The organism is Pseudoalteromonas sp. S4741 (assembly GCF_005886135.1).
Lineage (GTDB): Bacteria > Pseudomonadota > Gammaproteobacteria > Enterobacterales > Alteromonadaceae > Pseudoalteromonas > Pseudoalteromonas tetraodonis.
This window is the reverse complement of record NZ_PNCN01000025.1, coordinates 1-21,360: the sequence shown is the minus strand read 5'-3', so window position 1 is coordinate 21,360 and position 21,360 is coordinate 1. Positions and strand designations below refer to the sequence as shown.

At 36.8% G+C, this 21,360-nt stretch carries 22 protein-coding genes; 9 read left to right on the top strand and 13 right to left on the bottom strand.

The window, feature by feature from the left end:
* The 8 genes from CWC30_RS04285 to CWC30_RS04250 all read right to left on the bottom strand — a co-directional run.
* The coding region (locus CWC30_RS04285) for a transposase (RefSeq protein WP_138626519.1) at window positions 1–265 on the bottom strand (265 nt) is incomplete at its 3' end.
* A gap of 345 nt (window positions 266–610) precedes the next feature.
* Window positions 611–3,811 carry an efflux RND transporter permease subunit gene (locus tag CWC30_RS04280; protein WP_069439204.1) on the bottom strand — a complete coding sequence of 1,067 codons (3,201 nt, stop codon included), beginning with the start codon at window positions 3,809–3,811 and terminating at the stop codon, window positions 611–613.
* A gap of 11 nt (window positions 3,812–3,822) precedes the next feature.
* Window positions 3,823–5,079 carry an efflux RND transporter periplasmic adaptor subunit gene (locus CWC30_RS04275; protein ID WP_069439205.1) on the bottom strand — a complete coding sequence of 419 codons (1,257 nt, stop codon included), beginning with the start codon at window positions 5,077–5,079 and terminating at the stop codon, window positions 3,823–3,825.
* A 64-nt stretch (window positions 5,080–5,143) separates the two neighbouring features.
* Complete coding sequence (locus CWC30_RS04270; RefSeq protein ID WP_008468875.1) at window positions 5,144–6,361, bottom strand: TolC family protein; 1,218 nt, start codon at window positions 6,359–6,361, stop codon at window positions 5,144–5,146.
* An 83-nt stretch (window positions 6,362–6,444) separates the two neighbouring features.
* Window positions 6,445–6,804: a hypothetical protein gene (locus CWC30_RS04265; RefSeq protein ID WP_235190303.1), complete on the bottom strand. Its 360-nt coding sequence runs from the start codon at window positions 6,802–6,804 to the stop codon at window positions 6,445–6,447.
* 46 nt (window positions 6,805–6,850) lie between these two features.
* Window positions 6,851–7,753, bottom strand: a complete 903-nt coding sequence (locus CWC30_RS04260) for a cation diffusion facilitator family transporter (protein WP_004588886.1) — start codon at window positions 7,751–7,753, stop codon at window positions 6,851–6,853.
* Window positions 7,740–8,471, bottom strand: a complete 732-nt coding sequence (locus CWC30_RS04255) for a transglutaminase-like domain-containing protein (protein WP_069439206.1) — start codon at window positions 8,469–8,471, stop codon at window positions 7,740–7,742. The genes CWC30_RS04260 and CWC30_RS04255 overlap by 14 nt, the downstream gene beginning before the upstream one ends.
* Before the next feature lie 55 nt (window positions 8,472–8,526).
* Window positions 8,527–9,141, bottom strand: a complete 615-nt coding sequence (locus CWC30_RS04250) for a cation efflux transmembrane domain-containing protein (RefSeq protein ID WP_004588888.1) — start codon at window positions 9,139–9,141, stop codon at window positions 8,527–8,529.
* 77 nt (window positions 9,142–9,218) lie between these two features.
* On the opposite strand from CWC30_RS04250, the gene CWC30_RS04245 reads away from it, so the two are divergent.
* The 4 genes from CWC30_RS04245 to CWC30_RS04230 all read left to right on the top strand — a co-directional run bounded on the left by CWC30_RS04245 (window position 9,219) and on the right by CWC30_RS04230 (window position 11,037).
* Complete coding sequence (locus CWC30_RS04245) at window positions 9,219–9,608, top strand: Cd(II)/Pb(II)-responsive transcriptional regulator (RefSeq protein ID WP_004588889.1); 390 nt, start codon at window positions 9,219–9,221, stop codon at window positions 9,606–9,608.
* A gap of 42 nt (window positions 9,609–9,650) precedes the next feature.
* On the top strand, window positions 9,651–10,028 hold the full coding sequence (locus CWC30_RS04240) for a MerR family transcriptional regulator (RefSeq protein WP_004588890.1): 378 nt from the start codon (window positions 9,651–9,653) through the stop codon (window positions 10,026–10,028).
* 102 nt (window positions 10,029–10,130) lie between these two features.
* The gene (locus CWC30_RS04235; RefSeq protein WP_249929824.1) at window positions 10,131–10,538 is read left to right on the top strand and encodes a MerC family mercury resistance protein; all 408 of its coding nucleotides are present in this window, start codon (window positions 10,131–10,133) and stop codon (window positions 10,536–10,538) included.
* 49 nt (window positions 10,539–10,587) lie between these two features.
* Window positions 10,588–11,037 (top strand): Xre family toxin-antitoxin system antitoxin, encoded by a 450-nt coding sequence (locus CWC30_RS04230; protein ID WP_029774216.1) that lies wholly within the window; start codon window positions 10,588–10,590, stop codon window positions 11,035–11,037.
* 417 nt (window positions 11,038–11,454) lie between these two features.
* Here the strand turns inward: CWC30_RS04230 and cas6f are convergent, their stop codons facing one another.
* From cas6f to CWC30_RS04210, 4 genes are read right to left on the bottom strand one after another with little or no spacing between them, the layout of a single operon-like run.
* On the bottom strand, window positions 11,455–12,057 hold the full coding sequence (gene cas6f, locus CWC30_RS04225) for a type I-F CRISPR-associated endoribonuclease Cas6/Csy4 (RefSeq protein ID WP_029774217.1): 603 nt from the start codon (window positions 12,055–12,057) through the stop codon (window positions 11,455–11,457).
* Window positions 12,054–13,082, bottom strand: coding sequence for a type I-F CRISPR-associated protein Csy3 (gene csy3, locus CWC30_RS04220; RefSeq protein WP_029774218.1), 1,029 nt, complete (start codon window positions 13,080–13,082; stop codon window positions 12,054–12,056). The genes cas6f and csy3 overlap by 4 nt, the downstream gene beginning before the upstream one ends.
* Complete coding sequence (locus CWC30_RS04215) at window positions 13,082–15,133, bottom strand: type I-F CRISPR-associated protein Csy2 (RefSeq protein WP_138626518.1); 2,052 nt, start codon at window positions 15,131–15,133, stop codon at window positions 13,082–13,084. Before CWC30_RS04215 ends, csy3 begins: the two co-directional genes overlap by 1 nt.
* 3 nt (window positions 15,134–15,136) lie before the next feature.
* Window positions 15,137–16,312 carry a TniQ family protein gene (locus CWC30_RS04210; RefSeq protein ID WP_138626517.1) on the bottom strand — a complete coding sequence of 392 codons (1,176 nt, stop codon included), beginning with the start codon at window positions 16,310–16,312 and terminating at the stop codon, window positions 15,137–15,139.
* A gap of 215 nt (window positions 16,313–16,527) precedes the next feature.
* On the opposite strand from CWC30_RS04210, the gene CWC30_RS04205 reads away from it, so the two are divergent.
* From CWC30_RS04205 to CWC30_RS04195, 3 genes are read left to right on the top strand one after another with little or no spacing between them, the layout of a single operon-like run.
* Window positions 16,528–16,806 carry a hypothetical protein gene (locus CWC30_RS04205; protein ID WP_085065540.1) on the top strand — a complete coding sequence of 93 codons (279 nt, stop codon included), beginning with the start codon at window positions 16,528–16,530 and terminating at the stop codon, window positions 16,804–16,806.
* A 13-nt stretch (window positions 16,807–16,819) separates the two neighbouring features.
* The gene (locus tag CWC30_RS04200; protein ID WP_138626516.1) at window positions 16,820–17,476 is read left to right on the top strand and encodes a DNA-methyltransferase; all 657 of its coding nucleotides are present in this window, start codon (window positions 16,820–16,822) and stop codon (window positions 17,474–17,476) included.
* 56 nt (window positions 17,477–17,532) lie between these two features.
* A complete protein-coding gene (locus CWC30_RS04195; protein WP_138626515.1) occupies window positions 17,533–18,297 on the top strand; it encodes an ATP-binding protein in 765 nt (254 codons plus the stop codon).
* 2 nt (window positions 18,298–18,299) lie between these two features.
* Here CWC30_RS04195 and CWC30_RS04190 read toward each other — a convergent pair whose 3' ends face one another.
* Window positions 18,300–18,602, bottom strand: a complete 303-nt coding sequence (locus CWC30_RS04190) for a helix-turn-helix domain-containing protein (protein WP_138626514.1) — start codon at window positions 18,600–18,602, stop codon at window positions 18,300–18,302.
* Window positions 18,603–18,785: 183 nt separating this feature from the next.
* Here CWC30_RS04190 and CWC30_RS04185 point away from each other — a divergent pair, with 183 nt between their 5' ends.
* Entirely contained in the window at window positions 18,786–20,588 is a 1,803-nt protein-coding gene (locus CWC30_RS04185; protein ID WP_036981979.1) for an AAA family ATPase, read from the top strand.
* Window positions 20,572–21,306, top strand: coding sequence for a hypothetical protein (locus tag CWC30_RS04180; protein WP_138626513.1), 735 nt, complete (start codon window positions 20,572–20,574; stop codon window positions 21,304–21,306). The genes CWC30_RS04185 and CWC30_RS04180 overlap by 17 nt, the downstream gene beginning before the upstream one ends.
* The last annotated feature ends 54 nt before the right edge of the window (window positions 21,307–21,360 follow it).

Sequence of the window (21,360 nt, the reverse complement as noted above, 5' to 3'; positions counted from 1 at the left end):
GTTGGCATTCGGTTTCTAATCGGCGGGATGATTGAATACGGTTGAGGTAACCATAAAGATACAGTTTTAATAATGTGGCTGGATGATACTTAGGGCGGCCTGTGGACTTTAAAGTTAACCCTTTAAACTCCAATTCAGCTAGATTTAGTTCCTCAATGAAAACATCAATCACTCTGACCGTATTATCTTCACTGACGTAGTCTTCCAACGATTCTGGAAATAACGTTGATTGGTTACGATCTTCACCGCTTATAAACTTTGACATATTGCCTCAACCCTCGACTGAATCAATAGTCTTATTATATAAATATCAGTATATTAAGTGAACTAAATGTATAGATTAATCGATCATAAGCAGCAGATACTTAGACCAAAAGGTGATCAGAGTTTTCACACAGTCTGTGCCATAATCCGACCTTGAGACACATAGAGATTAAGACTGCAAAGATACGAAAGCGGAAGTTAGCTTTGGCCTGTTTAACGACAAATATTCCGACAAAGCAGTCATGACTATTAGTTTATTGTTAAATCTAATCTTTCTTTTCGTTCATCTACTCAATAACCCCACGCTAAACGTGACTTTAGCGTGGGGTTAGAGTTCACAGTAATTTTATCTGGATAGCTCTTTTATTTTTTTCTCTGAAAACCAGCGATATAAAACAGGTAAAACAAATAATGTTAACAGTGTTGCAGTTACCAAGCCGCCAACAATAACACTCGCTAATGGGCGCTGTATTTCTGCACCAACACCATTAGACATTAACATCGGTATCAAACCTAAAGCTGATGTTATAGCAGTCATAAGTACAGGTCTTAATCTTGAAGTAGCGCCTTCAAAAACGGCTTTAGATGCTTCTAGACCGTCTTTAATACGTTGGTTGATACTTTCTACCATAACGACCCCATTCAATACCGCTACACCAAATAAGGTAATAAAGCCAACGGAGCTTGGTACAGACAAGTATTGTCCAGATAAATATAAGGAGAAAACTCCGCCAATTACAGCAAGCGGCACGTTGACCAATATCAGCATAGCTTGACCAACAGAGCCAAAAGCAAAGTAAAGTAACAATGCAATTAGCGCTAAAGATAGAGGTACAACGATAGCTAGTCTGCTTTGAGCACGCTGCTGGCTTTCGAATTGGCCACCTATTGCTACCGAGTAACCTGAAGGTAGGTCAACTTTCTCAGCAATAACTTTTCTGATGTCGGCTACTACACTACCCATATCTCTATTCTGAACGTTTGCTTGAATAACGACACGCCTTTGAACATCATCGCGCCTTACTTGAGGAGGACCTGATTCAAATGAAACAGTTGCAACATCACCTAAGCGTACCCAGGCGCCTGTTGGTGACTGAATTCGAATATCTGAAATAGCTTCCTTATTTTGTCGGTACTCTTCTTCAATACGCACGTAAATATCATAACGTTCATTGCCTTTGATGATTTGTCCAGCTTCAACCCCTCCAATACCATCTCGCACAACTTCCATTATATCAACAACTGAAAGTCCAAAGCGCGATAGCTCTTGCCTATTAGGTTTTACGACAAGTTGCGCTTCACCTGCAATTTGCTCAAGAGCAACATCTCTTGCACCATCAACACTCTTTATAGCCGCTTCGATCTCTTGTCCTTTAGCTGCTAAAACGTCTAACTCAGGGCCAAATAACTTTATCGCCAACTGAGCTTTTACGCCAGATAGTAACTCATCAACACGAGTCGCAATAGGTTGAGAAAAGTTTAGTAGTAAGCCAGGAAACTCCTCTAAAGATCTCTCCATTTTCCCTTGAAGTTCATATCGATTAGATGCACTGGTCCACTCAGAAACAGGCTTCAACCCTATGTAAATTTCTATGTTATTCACAGGCTCTGGATCTCCACCTATTTCGGCTCGACCAATTCGGCTTAATGCATAGGTTACTTCAGGAAAAGCCATTAGTTTTTCTTCTAGAATTGGTGCCACAGTGAGCGCGGTATCTAAACTGGAAGAAGGTGCCAGCGTTGCTCTTAAGTTTATCGTCCCTTCTTCTAACTCAGGTACAAATTCAGTACCAATTAATGGAACTAATGCAAAGGCAGAGAAAACTAATATAAGTGCGGCTGAAATGACTAACTTGGTGCGTTTTAGTGCGAATGTAAGCCCTTTTCTGTAGAGTTTGTCTAATGGCCTAAGAACAAAGCTTTCCCTCTCTTTTACACCTGACTTAAATAAATAAGTTGCCAGTGCAGGTACGATAAACAACGCAACCACAATCGCAGATACAACGGCTAAGATGATGCTTATTGCCATAGGTTGGAATAACTTTGCTTCAACCCCTTCAAAGCTGAACAATGGCGCAAATACGACTAAAATAATCGAGGCAGCAAAAAAGACGGGACGAGCCACTTCTTTACCTGCATTTTGCAGACGTAATTTAATGCCGTGCTCATCGTGTTCTACATCGTGCGGATCTGCGTCAGAAGTTGGAACACGTTCCTTTACCGATTTCGAATGTGTCGCGTCAGGTCTATTTAAATGTTTAAACATATTTTCAACCATAACCACTGAGCCATCTACAAGCATACCAATAGCGACCGCTATGCCACCCAGTGACATAAGGTTTGCAGAAATGCCCCACCAAGCCATGATCATTAACGCGATACCAATTGAAATTGGAATAGATATTAATACCAAGAAGGTTGCACGTAAATTCATTAAAAATAGTGCTAATACAATACAGATGAAAATAAATGCTAGTAATAGTGCATCAACCACTGTATTTACCGCTTTTTCAATCAAATCAGCCTGATCATAAAAAGGCTCAAAGCGAACACCTTTTGGCAATGCTTGATTAATTAATGGAATTCTTGCATTGATACCATCAATGGTGGCTTTAGTATTTGAACCCATGCGTTTTAAGACAATGCCAGAGACAACTTCGCCTAAATTTTCGACTTTACCGTCTTCGGTTTTGCGCGTCATGGTGACAGCACCTTGACGAATTTCACTGCCCATTTCAACTTTAGCAATATCTGAAACCGTAACAACCGTACCATCTACTGTTTTAACGGGAACTTGTTTGATATTACTGATGCCAGCCTCACCACTCTCAAACCAGCCTGTGCCTCTAATCACAAGCTGCTCTTGCCCACGGTTCATGTACCATCCGCCAACATTCGCATTGTTGTTATCTAGGGCACCAACAACGTCTTCTTGCGTTAGTTCATATGCTAAGAGCTTAGATGGATCGACATTGACTTGGTATTGCCTAACATTACCACCAAAAGATAATACATCAGTGACTCCATCGACAGGCATAACGAGTAATTTTACTACCCAATCATTGAGACTCCTGAGTGCCATAGCATCATAACCTGCACCTTTATCTGAAATAAGAAGATACTGAAATACTTGGCCTAGCCCAGAGGTGTTTGGTCCCATTTCGGGTGTCCCAACACCTTCTGGTATCAGTTCTTTTGCGGCTTGAAGACGCTCAAATACGAGTTGTCTTGCAAAGTAAATGTCGGTGCCTTCTTTGAAAACAACCGTAACGCCAGACAAGCCTGTTTTAGAAATTGAGCGCACTTGTTCTACATCAGGTAGGGCATACATTACCGCTTCAATGGGGTACGTAATGAGTTGTTCAACTTCTTCAGCAGCCAGTCCTGGCGCTTCAGTATTTACAGCAACTTGAACATTAGTAACATCAGGAAAGGCATCCAAATTTAATTTTGGGATCACCATAACTGCACCAACCATAGTGGCAAACAGCGCAATCAAAATCAGGAGTCTATTATTAACAGACCAATCTATTATTTTATTAAACATAGTCTTGCTCCCTAGTGGTTGTGCGGATCAAATCCGCCTTTAGCGATTTCAGACGCAACAAAAAATGCGCCTTTAGTTACAATTCGCGTTCCACTATCAAGGCCAATGATTTCTCTAAAACCACCTAAGGCTCGGCCTAGTTCTATTTCTACAGCTTTAAATTCTCCAGGGTGGTCTTCGACAAATACTGTCCAATCACCATCTGCGCTGCGGATCAATGCTTCTTCTGGCACAGCCATCACTTTCTGCTTTGTGGCAAACTGAAAGTAAACTTTTACAAACATGCCTGAATGAAGATTATCATCCGAATTATCTACTCCTAACCTAATAATTCGAGTACGAGTAATAGGGTCAATTGTATGGGCTTCTTGGATAACTTTGGCATTGTAACTCTGGCCTTCTAATTTAAGTACCGCAGGAGAATCAATTGATAAATTCAGCTTTTTATTTGGAGAAACTTTTGCTTCAACCCATAGTTGTTTTTCATCTGCTAACAACATTACTGAATCACCAGCATCAACACGTTGCCCTTGGATAAAATCGTCTTGAAGTACAACCCCTTCACGCTGAGCAATTAATGTATATTGTCCAAATGCTTTAATGTCTTTGTTAGAAATGCCATCTATTGCTTTTTCAGTTAACCCTAAAGCAATAAGCTTCCCGTAACTCGCATTGTATGTAGTCTCTGCTTGTAATAATCTACTTTCACTCACCGTCTTGTTACCCAGCTTTTTCACACGTTGCCATTCGGTTGAAGCGATTAAATAGTCAGCCTGTGCTTGTGCCATTGCTTCACTAAATAATGTAACTAACTTCTGACCTATTTCTACATGCTCTCCAAGCGCTGCATGGCGACTAATAATGACTGACTCTGTACGTGGCGATACCACATAACTTTTATAGCCATTAGCTTTTATTTCGCCAGGTGCATATACGGAGCTAAATTGATATTCAGGCTTAACACTTTCCACTTTAATGTTAGCAAGCGACATCTTCTTTGGATCAATAGTGATACCTTCTTCATGTCCTTCTTCTCCCTCTTTATTACCACCTTCATGGCCGTGCTCGTCATGGTCACCTTTATCTTCTTCATGTCCCTTTTCGTGTTCATGCTCATCTTGATGTTCTTTTTCTTCTTGTTTCGAAACGTTTGTGACAGAACCAGTTCCATCTGACGACTGTGCAAAAGCATCATGATTTGTAGTAAACCCAACTAACAGGCAGCTAATTACTACGGCTAAAAATTTTTTACTAATTACTGTATTCATTTTTGTAACCTATATTTTTAATAAATTTAAGATTTCGTTTTTCGCTACTGAAAAAACAAAGCGCTCAAATCTCAAATTTGGATAACTGACCCATACTTAAAATGAAGGATATTTCTGCAAGCTTGAATTGATTTTCCAAACGTATTCCTGCATGAAGCCCTTCCGCACGTTGATTTAATGCAAGTAAGTAGTCAGAAGTATTAATGTCACCAGCTTCCCAGCGCTTATTTAATAAGTTTTCGCTGCTATCTAATCTGCCTTTTGTCAGTTTTTGCCATTGCTCATAATATTTTTTACTGACAATAAGCGATTCATAATTAGCTTTTGCTTCAAATGACTGCTTTCGATAAACCGACCGAAAGTTAGCCTCTGCTGCAATTGCTTCTGAATAAGCGGCTTTAACAGTATCTGAATAGTTATTTCTGATATTTAAAGGCATTGAGAAAGTCACGCCAATCAAGTCTTCATCTCCACTTTTCCCTGCGTTAACTCCAATGGTTGGATTGGCTTTAGATTCCATAGTGGTTAGTTGAGCTTTAGATTGTTTTATCTTCCATTGCGCTCTAGCGAGTTTAACTTTTGGATGTTCCTCAACCCACTGAGAGTTAAATGAATAGTTTGTTGCTCCAAAAGTAAATGAAAACAAATTGGTAGTATTAGGCGTCCAATCAGGCAATAACTCCTGAACATTTACCTCTGCATTTTTCAAAGCAATTTGCGACTCAGATATTTCACTGAAAACTTGGGACAAGTTTAAATAAACCAGTTCAGCGTCAAGTGGCTCTAAAAGTCCTGCTTTTCGCTTATCTTCAATAATTCCAACGAGCGTTTGTAATTGATTTTCTCTTACTGAAAGTAACTGAGCCACCTTTTTTGCTGCTTGCCAATTAACTATTGCAGTTAAAGCGTTAGCCTTTTTAGAATCGAGTAGAGATAACAATTGTTGCTGGTTTGCATAAACACCAATTTCACCAATGCTTTTATTTGCTGATTGCTTATCCCAAAAATCAATCGTTTGACTGATACCAATAGAATAATTATCAAAATCACCCTCTTTTTCATAGCTTGCTTCAAGCTCTGGGTTATATACGGCTTTAGTTAAGCTCTTGGCTCTATGATTACTTGCATTAAGTAACTCTTTAGCCGCAACAACTTCGGGATCTTTATTTATTTGACTATCTAGCCATGAAATACTTTTCTGTTTGGCATAAGTGGCAACTGAAAAACTCACAGCCATACATAAAGACAGGACTAAACCTGCATTTTTTAAATATATATACATAAAAATTCTTAATTTTAAAATTAATAAACACGAAACCTTTATCCATTATTAAAGGATAAATAGGTCATTAAAAATTAATCTAATTAAGAAATGGGCGGACGAAGTATCGCTTCAAGAAAGGTACTTGTTTGATCAATTTGATAAGGCGTTTTATTGATAATGTTTAGTTTGCCCGTGGTATTTGAATTACTGACTAAAATCCAAGATAAGTGGCTGCCACTGCAATGTCCGCAGTGATGACAATCTTTTTCATTATGCTGCTCATCACCTACATTATCATTTGAGACATTTCGATCATCTGCATGATCATGTTGAATTTGAAGGTGCTCTATATCTATTTGGTGATTCTCAGGTGTTGCGGATACAACAGCAGTTAACGATTGCAAAACAATCGAAACGACTAATAGTATTTTTAACGCAACATTGAATTTCAAAATAAACACCTACTTAAATATGAAAAATTATAATATCAAAAAAAGGTTTTCTAAACTAGCCATGCGCATGTTTTTCATGCTCGTCACGGCAAGTTTCTTGAGGAAACTCAAACTCAATGGTTGTATGAGATAAATTATAAGAAGAAAGTTCCTTAGCCACTTGTTGTTTTAGCCTAATTAATTTATCAACCTCAAAGTTATGGGCTAACTCTAGGTGAGCAGTTAATACGTGACTTTCCCCGTCTAATGACCAAAAGTGCATATGATGAATCCCATTAATTTCAGGTATAGCCTTTATCGCTTTTTCAATATTATTCTGCACTTCTTCATCAGGTGTAGCTTGAAGAAATAGTGCCAATGTTGTTTTCAGGTTTTTCAAAACGTTAAACAATATAAACAGTGTAAAGCCTATAGAAAGCAAAGGATCTAATATTGGTAGATCTACAAAAAGCAGCACGATAGAAACAATTAGGACTGCAACCCAGCCAAGTACGTCTTCAAGCAAATGCCACGTAAGTACTTTTTCGTTCAGCGTTTTACCCGCTTTTAGTTTAAATACTGCATACCCATTAACAGCAACCCCAAGTAATGCAAGACCCAACATTCCTTCAGCCATTGGCATTTCAGGATTAGATAATCTTGGTATTGCTTCAAATAGCACCCAGACAGAACCAATAACTAATACAATACTGTTAATTAATGCGCCAAACAGGGTAAGACGACGATAGCCATAGCTAAATCTATCGGATGCTTCTTTATCCGAGAAACGACTCAGTATCCAAGCGAATCCTATAGATAAACTGTCACCCAGGTCATGTACAGCATCAGCCATAATAGCGGTACTGTTGGTTAGCCAACCACCAATAAATTCGATAATAGTAAATGAAACATTAAGGAAAAATGTCCAACCTATACGGTCGTCTTTTCCATGCGAATGGCTATGGCTATGATTGTGCATTTTCCACCTCAAGAACTTTTAAATTTCTTACATTGACTACGTTAAAATTGATAAAGTGACGGATCACTCGTTGATACATCCAACGTTTGATTCCTGATAAGTTAGTTCCTTTTTCGAGATAAAACTCATCAGGGGAATTATAAACACCAAAATTATCATGAATACCTTCTTTTTGTATATAGGTATCTTGACCACGCCAATCTGTATCTGGCGAAGAGAAACACTTTGTTGCAACACCATAACCACAAAATTCGTTTTTTATTTGACTAAATTTGTGCTGTAGTGAACTTAAATATTGTTCATCTAATATAAAGCCTTCTAAGTTTATCCAACGATCCTTGAAATAAACTTCAATCCAACTATGAATGATATATTTAGGTGCTAACCAAAATACATAAGTTGGAATAGCTCCTTTTTGTAATCGCTGCTCAATAGTAAAGCCGTGAAAACGACATTGAATACCTAATCCTCGTAACAAAGCCATCAGCAAGTTACCCTTGGTATTGCATTGTCCGTAACCATCGGCTAAAACACTGCTTGCTGAAATATCATCACTCTCATTGTAACCAAATAATATTTCATCTTTAACAAATTGGTAGGCTGCACCAATTTTGTTGAAGTCATCGAGTTCTTGCCAATTACGCTCAGAAATTAATGATTGAATTGTAGAGTGTTCAAAATTTACTATCTTGGTTTTTTCTAGATATTTGCTATTCATTGATGTTTCCTTACTTTGAACAACCAAAGGTTGATTGTTTATCTTCATTTGGTGTTTAACGTGTTTTCTCAGCAACAGCTAATTCTTGTTTAGCATCGCTTAGTATTCGGTAAGCGCCTCGAAGAATTAACATTGAAATGATGCTACCAATGACGATATCAGGCCAACGCTGTTTCAGCACCATAACGAGTATGCCTGCGATAACGACACCAAGATTTGCAATTACATCATTCGCTGAAAATATCCAGCTAGCTCTCATATGTACTTCATCGTTGTTGTGCTTTCGAATAAGGATGAGACAAATCACATTTGCAACTAAAGCAACCATGCCTACGCCAATCATAAACCAAGAGTGAGGCTCACTTTCACCATACAGCCTTCTAGCAATATCCATTAGAATTAGCACGCCTAACCCCAGTTGGAAATAGCCACTCACTAAAGCAGCATTAGCCTTATGTTGGATTGACTTTCCCACCGCGTATAGTGCAATTGCATAGACGATTGCATCCGCTAGCATGTCTAACGAATCTGCAATTAAAGCCGTTGATTCTGATAACCAACCAAAGCCAATTTCAAAAACAAACATCGAGGCATTGATAGCCAGAAGCCAATAAAGCACCGTTTTTTGCTGGTTATCTTTTAGCTCAACTTCACACCCACAATCGCTCATTTTCATCTCCGATTAACTTGTATGCTCTAACTATAAATCCTATAGTGACTATAGGGTCAAGTTTATTTGGAAATTTTATGAAAATTGGTGAGTTATCGAAAACATCGGGGTATTCAGTACAAACCATCCGATATTATGAAAAGGAGGGCTTGCTGTCAGATCCTGATCGCACTGAAGGGAATTTCAGGTTGTATTCTAATAAGGCATTTAAAGAGCTAGAGTTCGTAAAGCATTGTCGAAGTTTAGATATTCCGCTTAATGATATTAAGCGACTCATTGAATTAAAAAACAAGCCAGAGGAGAGTTGCTCTAGTGTAAATGCATTAATTGATCGGCAACTAACTTTAGTTAATCAACGAATGAAGGAATTGAATGCACTCAAAAAAGAGTTAAAACTAATGGCAAGCTCTTGCGGGTCTGACGGTACAATTGAAGTCTGTGGCATTATCAAGTCATTAGATAGTTGAACTAAATATAACTTTAGATTAGTAGTATTCACAAAGGCAATAATGAAAACCATTGGCAAATTAGCACAATCATTAAATTTAAATGTAGAAACCATTCGTTTTTATGAACGAGAAGGACTGATTACACAACCTGAAAAACCAATATCTGGTTATAGACAATATGACGAATCAATAGCAGGACAACTTAGGTTTATCACAAAAGCCAAAGCGCTCGGCTTTACGTTAAGAGAAATAAAATCGCTAATGTCTATGGACAGCAACTGCGCTCAAGTTGAGCTATTAAACCGACAAAAGTTAGCAATCATTCGAGACAAAATTAATGACCTTCAACGTTTAGAGAAAGTAATTGTGGGTATGACAAATACCTGTATGCAAAACGAAGATCCAACACATTGCCCCATAATTGACTCATTAAAATGATTGACTCCGTACTTGTATACGGAGTTTAGAATGATGGTAATATCAACCAATAGACTTTCAAATGATAAATAAAATATTAGACAGAGTAGGCTCTAGTGGCGTTTGGCTAGCGGCACGGCCTGCCTCCCTGCATTAAGGTCACTTGCATCGGCATTAGGACTAGGCTTCTTCTCTCACTTCGAAGGAATAGCTGTAAATACGCTTTTACCTATTTTTGCATCTTTGGAACTATTGGTAAACTTATACAACTGGCACAAAAATAAAAACCATACCAGAGCTGTCTTCAGCATTCTAGGGCCTGTAGCAGTGCTATTAACGCTTTATCCTCTTTGGCTATATGATTGGAGCACATACCTATTTTACTTTGGTATTTGCTTAATGGTCGTTATGTCGGTTTTGGATATCGTAAAACCAGTAAGGGAGCAAACATGCAACGTATGGCTAATTGCCGTCGTTGAAACGATTAACGGTCAATGTCTGCTTTTCGCTCTAACCCGACTATCAGCTTAATAGTAGAAGTGCTATTATTAAATATAACTTTCCTGACTTTGAGGTATGTATGCCTAGTGATATGCAACCTAGCACTAATCATAAATTTGTAGATATACTCAGCAATGGAAAAGTTAATTTAAGCTCAAACCCTTTAGATGAAATTGAATTAATTCAGCGTGGTTTAGATATAAAGAGTGTTGAGAAGTTTAGGCTTCAGTTAGGTTGGGATATTCAATCCTTTGCTAAAGCAATTGGTACAAATATTAGAACTTTGAAACGTCATAAAAAAGAGTACACACGCTTAAATGCAACTTTGAGTGAAAATACCTTTGAGTTAGCTCATCTAGCATCAGCTTGTATTGATTACTTTGAAAATATTGAACGATGGAATAAATGGCTAAATACGTACTCCTTACAATTTAGCTCTAAAACACCTTTAACATTTGTAAATACAATTGCTGGTAGAAGGTTAATTAGGAACGTTATAAATAGCCTTAAATACGGTTATAACGCTTAAAATGACCCCAGCGTTTACTGGGGTTTCTCTATTTAGCCTCTGCCTTTTCGGCAGTTAAAAGTCACAAGATGTGGTTGTTTACTTCCTGGCCTAACTTCAGCTGCCTACTCGGCAGTTCACGTTCACCCATTTTTATGCCGAGCGCTTTCATGATTTCCAGCTGCCTACTCGGCAGTTCACTACTCTGAGGAGAATGTTATCTCTTTTTGGAAATTTCCAGCTGCCTACTCGGCAGTTCACCTCTGGCATTAATAATAATTTCACTGGTTAATATTTCCAGCTGCCTACTCGGCAGTTCACTATAAAAAATAGTTTAAATTTCTATAAATACCAAACTGTTAAACGAATTTAAATCATTTACCCTTATTTTCAATTAATCTGCTAACTCATTGAGAATCAAAAGAGTGTTTTTAACTATTAAATAAGGGTATTCAAAGAGGGAACCGTACCTTGAAATGTTTGATTTGAAGCAAAGCCATAATTGTTGAATTGATTTTTTATGGATTCAGCATTTTCAATTTTTTGTATATGCAGAACATAACTTTGACCATTGCCTTTGCTTGATGCGGGTATTGAATGAAAGTGGCCTATGTCCTTTGCCTCAAATTTATATTCTGGATTATAAACCTCACCTCTGGCTTCAGCTCTTTTTTTAGCGCGTTTTAACCGCCTTTGCTTTTCGCCAACAAATGCTTTAGCTACCGATTGGTTGCGAACAAACATGACTTCACTTTGGTTTGTTGGTACTTCGAGTATTTTGGATAAGCCAAATAACTTGTCATGTGCCATCATCTCAAAATAGCTTTGCTGAGATAGATTGGTCAATTGCTTTTTATCTGTCGATACGAACGCTAATTCATTACCTATGGTTTGCTCGTTCCATTTAGGAAAGCACACACCTACATTACTTATTTCACGTGAGCTCATAAACCCATGCAAAATGCCAATACAACGCCCTGCAAGAAGGCTTACATCACAATTTTTGGGTAAATAAGTAATGATAAAATAATAGCGCTTCAACCTTTACTCCTTTGGAACAAGCCACCTTTAATCAGCACTGCCGCAATAAAGTGAACTGCGTCTGATTCTTCACTTTGCCCTAAACCATGCTTTTCCATGTGCTTAATATGCAAAGCAATGCGCGGGAGTAATGAATAAAAGTCTGAATGGCTCTTAGGTGTTCTGTGTGCAACTAATATTTGCTTATCTGCACCATACTCGTGAGTGCGCAAAGGTTTGTAACCTCCCTCATACCAATCATCGATAGTTTGAATAGCAGCCCCTACTTTTTGTGAGTTTAAACTTGCTGCTTTTTTATCACCTACTTGAGTGTATGCAAGCTGTTTAGATGACATCCCCTGTTCAACAGTATCTACAAACTTTTGACTAGGGTGAATCTCTTGGCTAAATGCATTTTTAATTTTTGCGGTTATATCTAAATAACAATAATTTTGAGGGTTGCTAAGCCCTTCTTGAATAGCTTCTGATAATGTTATTAGTGCTGTTTGATTATTTTGCCAATTGCTCTGCCACTTTAGTTTTTGTGCACCTTCAACAATAATTGGAGCAGCGTGCTCAGTAAGGATTTCAATATCAACATCCGGTGATTGACGGTTACGCCAAAGCCAGTTTCCCATCAGTATATTTTTAGCATAGCGAGTTGCAACTTCATTAAGGCCATTGTGTTTTTTATAGGTTTCAAAAAACCGTTTTAACCAATAAATAACTTTAGGGTCATCACAAACATGTGGCTCAATGCTATTAGCCTCAACCCTGAGTGAAAAACGGCAAAATAGCTCATTTACTGTTGGAGGCACGTAGCACACATCAATTGTTTGAGGGTTCCCAAAAGCAAGATCTTGTGGCGCTAAATTTTTAGCCACATTTTGCTTTTGATACGCATCGCCAAACCCTGACTTTTGCCCAACTAATTTATTTTGCTCTATTTGTAACGGTTCAAAATCAGACTCCGGTGTTTTATAAAAAAACACCGCTTTACTGGGTGAGAGCGAACGCGTGTAACTTAAGTGCCGAGGTAATTGCATTATTCATACTCAAACTTAGACTTTTTCATAAGCATAGACTCTTTTTGAACATCCATAACCCAAAATGCGTCATGAAAGAACTGCTTAGCGCCTGCGTACTTTACTGATGTATTGCTAACACACTCTAACAACCCAATTACGGGCTCTGCATAACAATGGTGTTCATGTAATGCTGCATCTCGCTTTACGGGTTCTTCAAGCGCAGCAAAGCCAATTGCAGCGGGTCTTAAATTAAAGTTACCGTTAAGCGCATCTATCAATTGTTCAAAACTTTTAACTACTTTTTTTGAAGGGTACAACCAACTGCCATTTAACGCTTTTGCCTTTATATTTTTAAACAGCTCACTCGGTTTAGTATGTACATGACACCAGTCTATATTTTGATATAACGAAGGTGGATGCATAGTCCCGCCTGCAAATGAAGATGGTAGTGCGGGCTTTATAAGCTGACTATTTAACTTATTAAGTATCTCTTTATTTGGTACGAAAACCCTAAATACTAAATCGAGTGTTATGTCACATTTAGGTTTATCGATAATACCAGACTTTATTACATGACTACGCCCTGCAACTTGTTTTAACTTGCTTGGCTCAGGTAATGGTTTACCCGTATGTAGTTGATAGTTTTCAATGTAAATGGCACTGCCAATAAACTTAATTGAAGGGTCTATAAAGCTTTTTAGCTTACGCTCAAAGTTATGAGCAAGCCCATTTAAAGCAGTAAGTGACGGCATGCCTTGAATATACGGGTTAGCCATTGCTTCGGCATCAAACACTCGCATATCTTGGCAATGTACATACACTATTTGCTCATCATTTAATGTTTCCTCTTCAGCTGCACAGTGAGTAAACACATAGTTTAATTGCACCTTAAACAGCCCCATTAAATTAGGGTGATATGCAAAGCGTTTGAGCTTACTTAAATTACCAAGACTCTCATTTAGTACGTTACTAAATTGGCTAATACAGTTAGTAACACTCTGATCTAAGTAATGCTTTGCCCACTCAGGGTAAGCTTGGTTTTGCGCGTTATTTTTAGCTTCCAGAATGTTATCCAGCCATAACTGCAAGCTAACACGTACTTGCCTAATAGCCGCTAATCGCGCTAATCGCTTTTGCCTTAACGTATTAAACTGGTTAATGCCTACCAACACCAAAAGCGCCTGTTGAAATTGACTGCTTATTAGCGCACGAATTTTAAATGTTTTCTCAATATCATTATCGACTACTTTGGAGCGGTTAATAGCCTTAGCATATGTTTTAGGAAAGTAACGCAGCACTCTTATATTGCCGCCTACTGAGCTTGCTAAATCGCCAACATTGGCTGGTCTTGAGTGCTCAACTAAAGCAAAATTTAACTTACGATCTGTTGTTAATTGCTGAATTTTAGCTAGTATTGCGTGGCTTACTACAGGCGTAACCGCAAGGTAGCTTTGCTGAAATGGCATTTGTAACTGTGGTGAAAAAGAGCTTACTTCTAATGGGAGCTCTGCCACTGGCAACTGCTGTTTTACTTTATCCGCGATATCTAAAACCGCCTTTTTAGTAAACCCGTATGCTCTTATTAAATTAATCCAAACAGGCTCTTCAGTTATTAATAACTTTGCTAAACAAGTCACTTCGCCCTGCCAATTAAACGAGGTTAAAAATAACTTTGCATGATTAATTTCAGCACTGTTGTGCGACCAGCCAAAACTTAAAGGTAATGACCGGCTACAAATACCCGCAATATCTTCACTTACTACCTTACTAATTAAACGCTGATGGCTTACTCGTATATCTGGGTATTTTAAATTATGAGTATGAAACCATTTTACTTCGTTAATGCACTTACTCAGTAACACTTCATCGCGTAATACACTTTTAGCGGTTCTTGTACTTGTTAGATCATCAATTTCACTGCGCTTATAAACTAGGTTAATGAGTACAGTCAGCGCTTGTTCTTCAAATCCATCTACCACAACATGAGGCGTGTATGGCGCAAACAACTTTCTTAGTATTGTGGTTTTTTCTTTTAATGGTTCAATTGCAAATGCATCTTGTAAGTTCATAAGTTACCACGGCGCTATAAATTGTTTTTTTGTTTGAGGCTTTTCTGCTGCGAATGCTTGCTGTAGTTCAATCACTTGGCGTAAATAAAAAACATGGCTATCAGCTCTGAGCTGTTCGTGCTTTTTTTGTGGATAAGCGCAGTTTAAAAAGCCTTCTTGATGAAGCCTGTAAACTTGCTCTGTAGTGGTGTTTAATAATACTGCGGCATCAAAAGTACAAAGCAGTAAATCTGCAATATTTGGATGTTTAGCTTTAGGATTACTACCAACTAATTCGACAAAGTAATTAATAATCTCATCAAGAACTTTGTTTTTACGGTTACTTGTTGCAGCTATTTGACCATCACGGATCACCCTGCCATACACAGAGTTAAACTTAGTTTTATTAAAAGGGTTAAGTTGTTTGAGCCGCGCATTATTTGTGAGTAAATCTAGTTCAGCTGTAAAGCCATCAGGCCAAGTACTAAAGTAATCAACAAAAGCTCGATTAAAGTCAGCATCGCTTACATCAAGTTGCTTAACCTTCGCAAACCACGGTATCAACCCCACTATTTTTTGGCTGTTACTACTTGCAAGCGCAAATGCAATTTTAAAGTCTGCATCGTTTAACTGTTCACTACTGGTTGGTTTATAACCACAACCACACTCTAAAAACGCCTCAGAAGCTCTATAATCAATTAAGTTATGACATTCTCTACATTGTGAGGTTAATTGTGTTTTATGCTTATGGCACGTTTTATAGGGCTTTAAATGCCAATAAAAAGGAATATATGAAGACTCCTCTAAGCATTCAATGCAAACAGGTATGTTATTAGTGCGAAGTAGTTCAAGGGGGATTGTCAGTTCACTACGGCTTACTGCTGCTAGGTTGCCAAATTTAAAGTTACTGCGCCGCCATGCAAGTGCAAGAATGTCACCAGCGTTAACATCAGCTAATTGGGCTACTAACTTGAGCGCTCTTATTCTAAAGCTGCTCGCTTGCTTAGCATGATAAACATCAACCTTACTAAGCTCCAACGGCAACGCACCTTCAAGCTCATGATCTTGCTCTGCAAGCCATTGCCACAAAATATCAGCAAGCTCACTATAACCATCGTATGAGTTATCTCTTGCAAGCCTTAGTAAATAGCTTTCAAGCGCCTCATCTGGGTAAGGTTTTGTTTGAACTAAAAAATGCATCGCCAACCTAAACTAAGAAAATCTTAGTTTAGGTTTAGGCTAAATAAATTAGATAGTCAAAAAAATAATTATCGTTAAATCATTCGTACTTCACAAAAGTACAATATCTGATACTGTAGAAAGTGTTACGGCATTTCTAAAGGATGTATTAATAACCAGTAACACAATAAAAACTCAAATTTAAAAATACAAAGCTAACTTATAAGGAGATTCTTATGGCTTGTAACTGCTGTAATAAAGCACTCAACAGTGGAATGATCATAAAGGCTGACCAAATTACAGGACAAAGATTTAAATCTTGCCCTAATTGCTCTGATGCAAATGGTTCGGAACACGTATTTCATTATTACCCTAACTCATTTGGTAAAACTCCCGCACGTAAATCGTCACAAAACCCCGATGGTTTCCAAAGCTATTGTATAGATTGCCGCCATTTACCGAAGGGGACAGCATCAAAAAGCTCACACAATGGCCGATTATGCAGCACACTTTAACTAAAGAGGTTTAATGCAAGTATTTAAAGATGATGCGGTAAATTGGTTATCAACACTTTCAACCGAAAGTGTTGATCTTTTAATTACTGATCCACCCTACGAATCATTAGAAAAACATCGAAAAATAGGAACCACCACTCGCTTAAAAGTAAGTAAATCGTCAAGTAATCAGTGGTTCGACATATTCCCAAATAATCGCTTTGAAGAACTACTAATTGAAATTTACAGAGTGCTGAAAAAAGGTTCGCATTTTTATCTATTCTGCGATCAAGAAACAATGTTTTATATTAAGCCAATAGCTGAAAAAGTAGGTTTCAAGTTTTGGAAGCCAATAATTTGGGATAAAGTGACTATTGGAATGGGCTATCATTACAGAGCTAGACACGAATATATTCTTTTTTTCGAGAAAGGTAAGCGCAAGTTAAATGATCTAAGCGTTCCAGATATCCTCACATGTAAAAGAGTATACAGGGGCTACCCTACTGAAAAGCCAGTTAAGTTAATTGAAACACTCATCTCGCAAAGCAGTAATGAAAATGAACTCGTCGTTGATCCTTTTTTTGGCTCAGGAGCTACTTTAGTAGCAGCCAATAACTTAAATCGACAAGCTATCGGATGTGATATTTCAGAGTCTGCTCATCAACATTTCTTTGATAGAAAAAATATATGATAAGTAATACTTCAAAATGCTTATCCACATAACACTATTAAACACGGTGCTGTCATTTGATTATTAATAAAAACTGGGATTTACAAAATGCTTTTGATGCAATTAATGCTGTTTATTATCCAGGAGGACTCCAGAGTGGACCACAAAGAAATAGAAAGATTGAAAGCTGGGGGCAGCTTGTTGGAAAAGAACAGGCTATTGCTCAATTAGACTTACTGCTTCGAGAGCATGGAACATTAAGTAAGCTTTCCAAAGCCATTCGAATGAGTCCTAGGTCAATAAACCAACTTCGAATATTTTTTGAATCACTACCAGATCAGTTTGAGCTAATAACACAATCAGAAAACTACCAATTCATTGAAGGAAAAAAGTGCCTACTCGAAGAGGATTTAACGCATGAGTTTAAAGAAGTTAAAGGGTTAAGCCCTACAAATTCCATTCAGAACCAAGTAGATGAATATATAATTGCTTTTTTAAATAGTTCGGGTGGCAGCATATTTTGGGGCATATGTGACGATGGTGTTGTTAAATGCCTTAAATTAAACACTAATCAAAAGGATGAAATAAATAAAGTAATCAATGCAAAAATCAATGTCATTCAACCATCGATTGATCCCACTAAGATTAGAATTATTTTTCATTTGGTTTTAGGAGTTGAATCTGGATTTGTATTAGAAGTAAAAGTTCCAAAATCTAATAATCCTAAGCTCTTTTTTAATTCTTCAGGTAAAACTTGGGTTAGAGTGAATGGTTGTAAACAAAAGCTTCAAGGTCTAGCGTTGCAAGATTACATAATTGAACGCATGCAACCAAACCTTTGATTTTATTTTTTTGATAAAACTATACCTAAGATGCTATTTTGATCTTCTAGACTTAACTTCCCAAGTTCACATATCAATTTAGCCAAAACATCTTCTTCACAATAAAAATAAGCTACCGGTACATCAAGCTCTTTAGCAATGCGTTTCATAGTTAAAAAATCAGGGGCATGTTTGCCTTTTTCGTATTGGTTCATGCGAGCACTAGCCGTGTTTGGCTCCATTCCTAATGCCATACCTAGCTGTTGCTGAGTAAGGCCAGCTGCTTTTCTTGCAGATTTTAGGCGTGAAGGTGTTGGAGTTTCCATGTGAACCTTAGCTATAAATTATATATTGCTAAGATTCTCTTAGTATCTAACCCATAAGTGTACTAAGGATATTTTAGTTTCTCCTGAGTTTACACTTAAATCTAACTTTTTCACTTTTCTTCTTTAAAAAATGCTTGGGATCTAGCAATCTATGCCTATCATAAAAAATTGTAGCCTTCTAATATGGAACTTGTTTGTATATACATTGATGAATATAAAGGTATTAAAGATCTCTTCATGAATCTGAATCAGAACTTCATATGCGATTTCGATAGACCTCACATTAAGGTAAAAAAACAGCATTGTGGATTTAAAGAAGAATATTATCGTGGACAAAATATAAAACTGATAATTGGTAAAAATGGAGCAGGTAAAACATCAATTTTAGAGTTTATTGAAGGAGCTTTTAACGAAATCGTTGGTATTGGTACAGCTGTTTTCTGGAATGACGTTGACTCTAACTATTATGTAAAAAACAACTCTTTATCAGGTATGTTCCTAAATGGCGCCCCTATTAATGAGTACAAGCCAAACAACAGTACTAGCCTACTTTTTATAACCAACCTTTTTGATTTAAATAAATTTGCTTTCAATGAACACAGTAAAGGAAAAAAGAATGTACTAAAATTATCTTCAAATAAGTTCCTTGAAAAAAGAGTTACAAAAAAAGAGCTATTAATGGCTGAAGTATCAAGAGAGTTAGAATATTCTGAATATTTCAATCATAAAAAACAAGATGCAGATACACCTCTTGCATTTAGATTCACTATCTACCCATCAAGTCGAAGGCATTTTAATAACTCCATCGACAGCTTAACAAATGAAAACGTTAATACTTTATTTGAAAGTAAAGAGCTTCGCACAATAGTTGAAGAAGCATTACACACAATGCCTGAAATTATAGATATCGAAACCACCGAAAGAGTATTTAAAATAAATAACCTTTCAGACAAAAAGGAAATAACCCCGAAAATACTTAAAAGCGCTTTAAATAAACTTTTAAAAAAAGATAAATTTAGAGTAAATAAACATTATCTTGATGATTCCTTTTGGTACATTTTAGATAGTTGTATTGACGATGTTATTAAAAGCTTTTCTCTAAGGATAAAAGAGCCAACTGAAAGGGCTTGGTTCTATGTAAAAATCGTTCTCGATAACACACTTTCAATAAAAGAACTTCCTCAAGCTATCAAAGACCATATTGACGAGCATTCTCTTTTGAATATGGGTGATGATATAGAAAATATAGTTTATGAAGCAGAAAGCTTTTGTCATTTCTTAGAAAGTACAGTTCAAAAATTGTTAGATGATGGCGTACCCATTTTACATGGTACCGAAACTATTTACTTTGACCTTGATAATATTGATTTAATCACTGATATGACTAGAAAATTTAATGAATTAAACAGGTACGCAGCAAATAATTTTACATATGGCTGGTATGGTTTAAGTTCTGGAGAGGAGGCTCGGCTAAAACTACAATCACGTATTTTTTCAGGTGTTAGGGAATTAATTTCTAAAGGATATTCAAATATCCAGTTGCTCATTGATGAAGTTGATGCCTACCTTCATCCAGAATGGCAAAGAAAAATCGTACTTGATATTATCGAAATTCTTAATAATTTCGAAAAACCTATATTTTTAAAGCACAATATAAAAAAAATCAGTGTAAATACTATTTTGACTACACATTCCCCAATCATACTTAGCGATTTTTTACCTGATGACATAATTTCAATTATTAAATACAACAATCAAATATTTCAAGAAAAATCGAACGGATTTGGTACAAGGATTAACGATTTGTACCTTGACGGTATGCACTTAGACTCTACATTTGGTGAAATATCAAGAAACGAAATACTACGATTTTATCAAGAATTAAAGCAGGGGGAATTATCTAACTATAGTCAATACCTTATAAATCTCATTCCTGATGAAAAAGTGAAAGCATATTTTATGGACGAAAATGATAAAAATAAATGAAATTACTGATGATAATTTTCTAGCTCGTTATAAGAAGAAAGTTATATCAAAGTCTCTATTGCCTAAATTTAAAAAGTATTTCAATACAGTTGATTTAGAGCATAAAAATAAAATTGAAGCACTTTTTTCAGAAGAGAGTTTAATTGAATTAACTTTCTGCGGCTCTTCAGAGTTATGCCAAATTATTGATAAAATTTATAAACAAGTACCCAGCCTAGCTGAGTTTTATTGCCCAGAGTATTTCTTTGTAAACTTTGAACTTAACTACACAAAGTCTGATATAAATGAGCTTGATTTAAGAAAACCAGAAAATACTGATGTAATAAACGAACTCTTTGATGAAACTAAGAATAACTTGCTTTTAACTCTAAGAGAATTTCAGGCCACTCAATTAATAAAGTTCCTTTTCACTGAAGAACATAGAGTAACCACTGCACAAAAGAAAAAAAAGTTACTCGACATTTATAAATTTAAAAAAGGTACATTTAAGCTTTCAGAACAAATGAAATTCCCTTTTTGGGTAAGTAATTTTTCAAGTATTTTTGATTATGAGTTAATGTCTAAAGAATTTGGATACGACATAACAAATTTTCTTGGAATTGATGTTTGTCCTTATTGTAATCAGGAAGAAATACCAACAATTGAATCGCCCCGAGTTCATCGGAGACCAGTTTGTTTAAGTCAGGCCACTTTACCTGACTCGTTTAAATTATCATAGTAGTCTGTTTCATATTGAGCTGGTGAAATATACCCAATTGAAGAAATTAAGGGT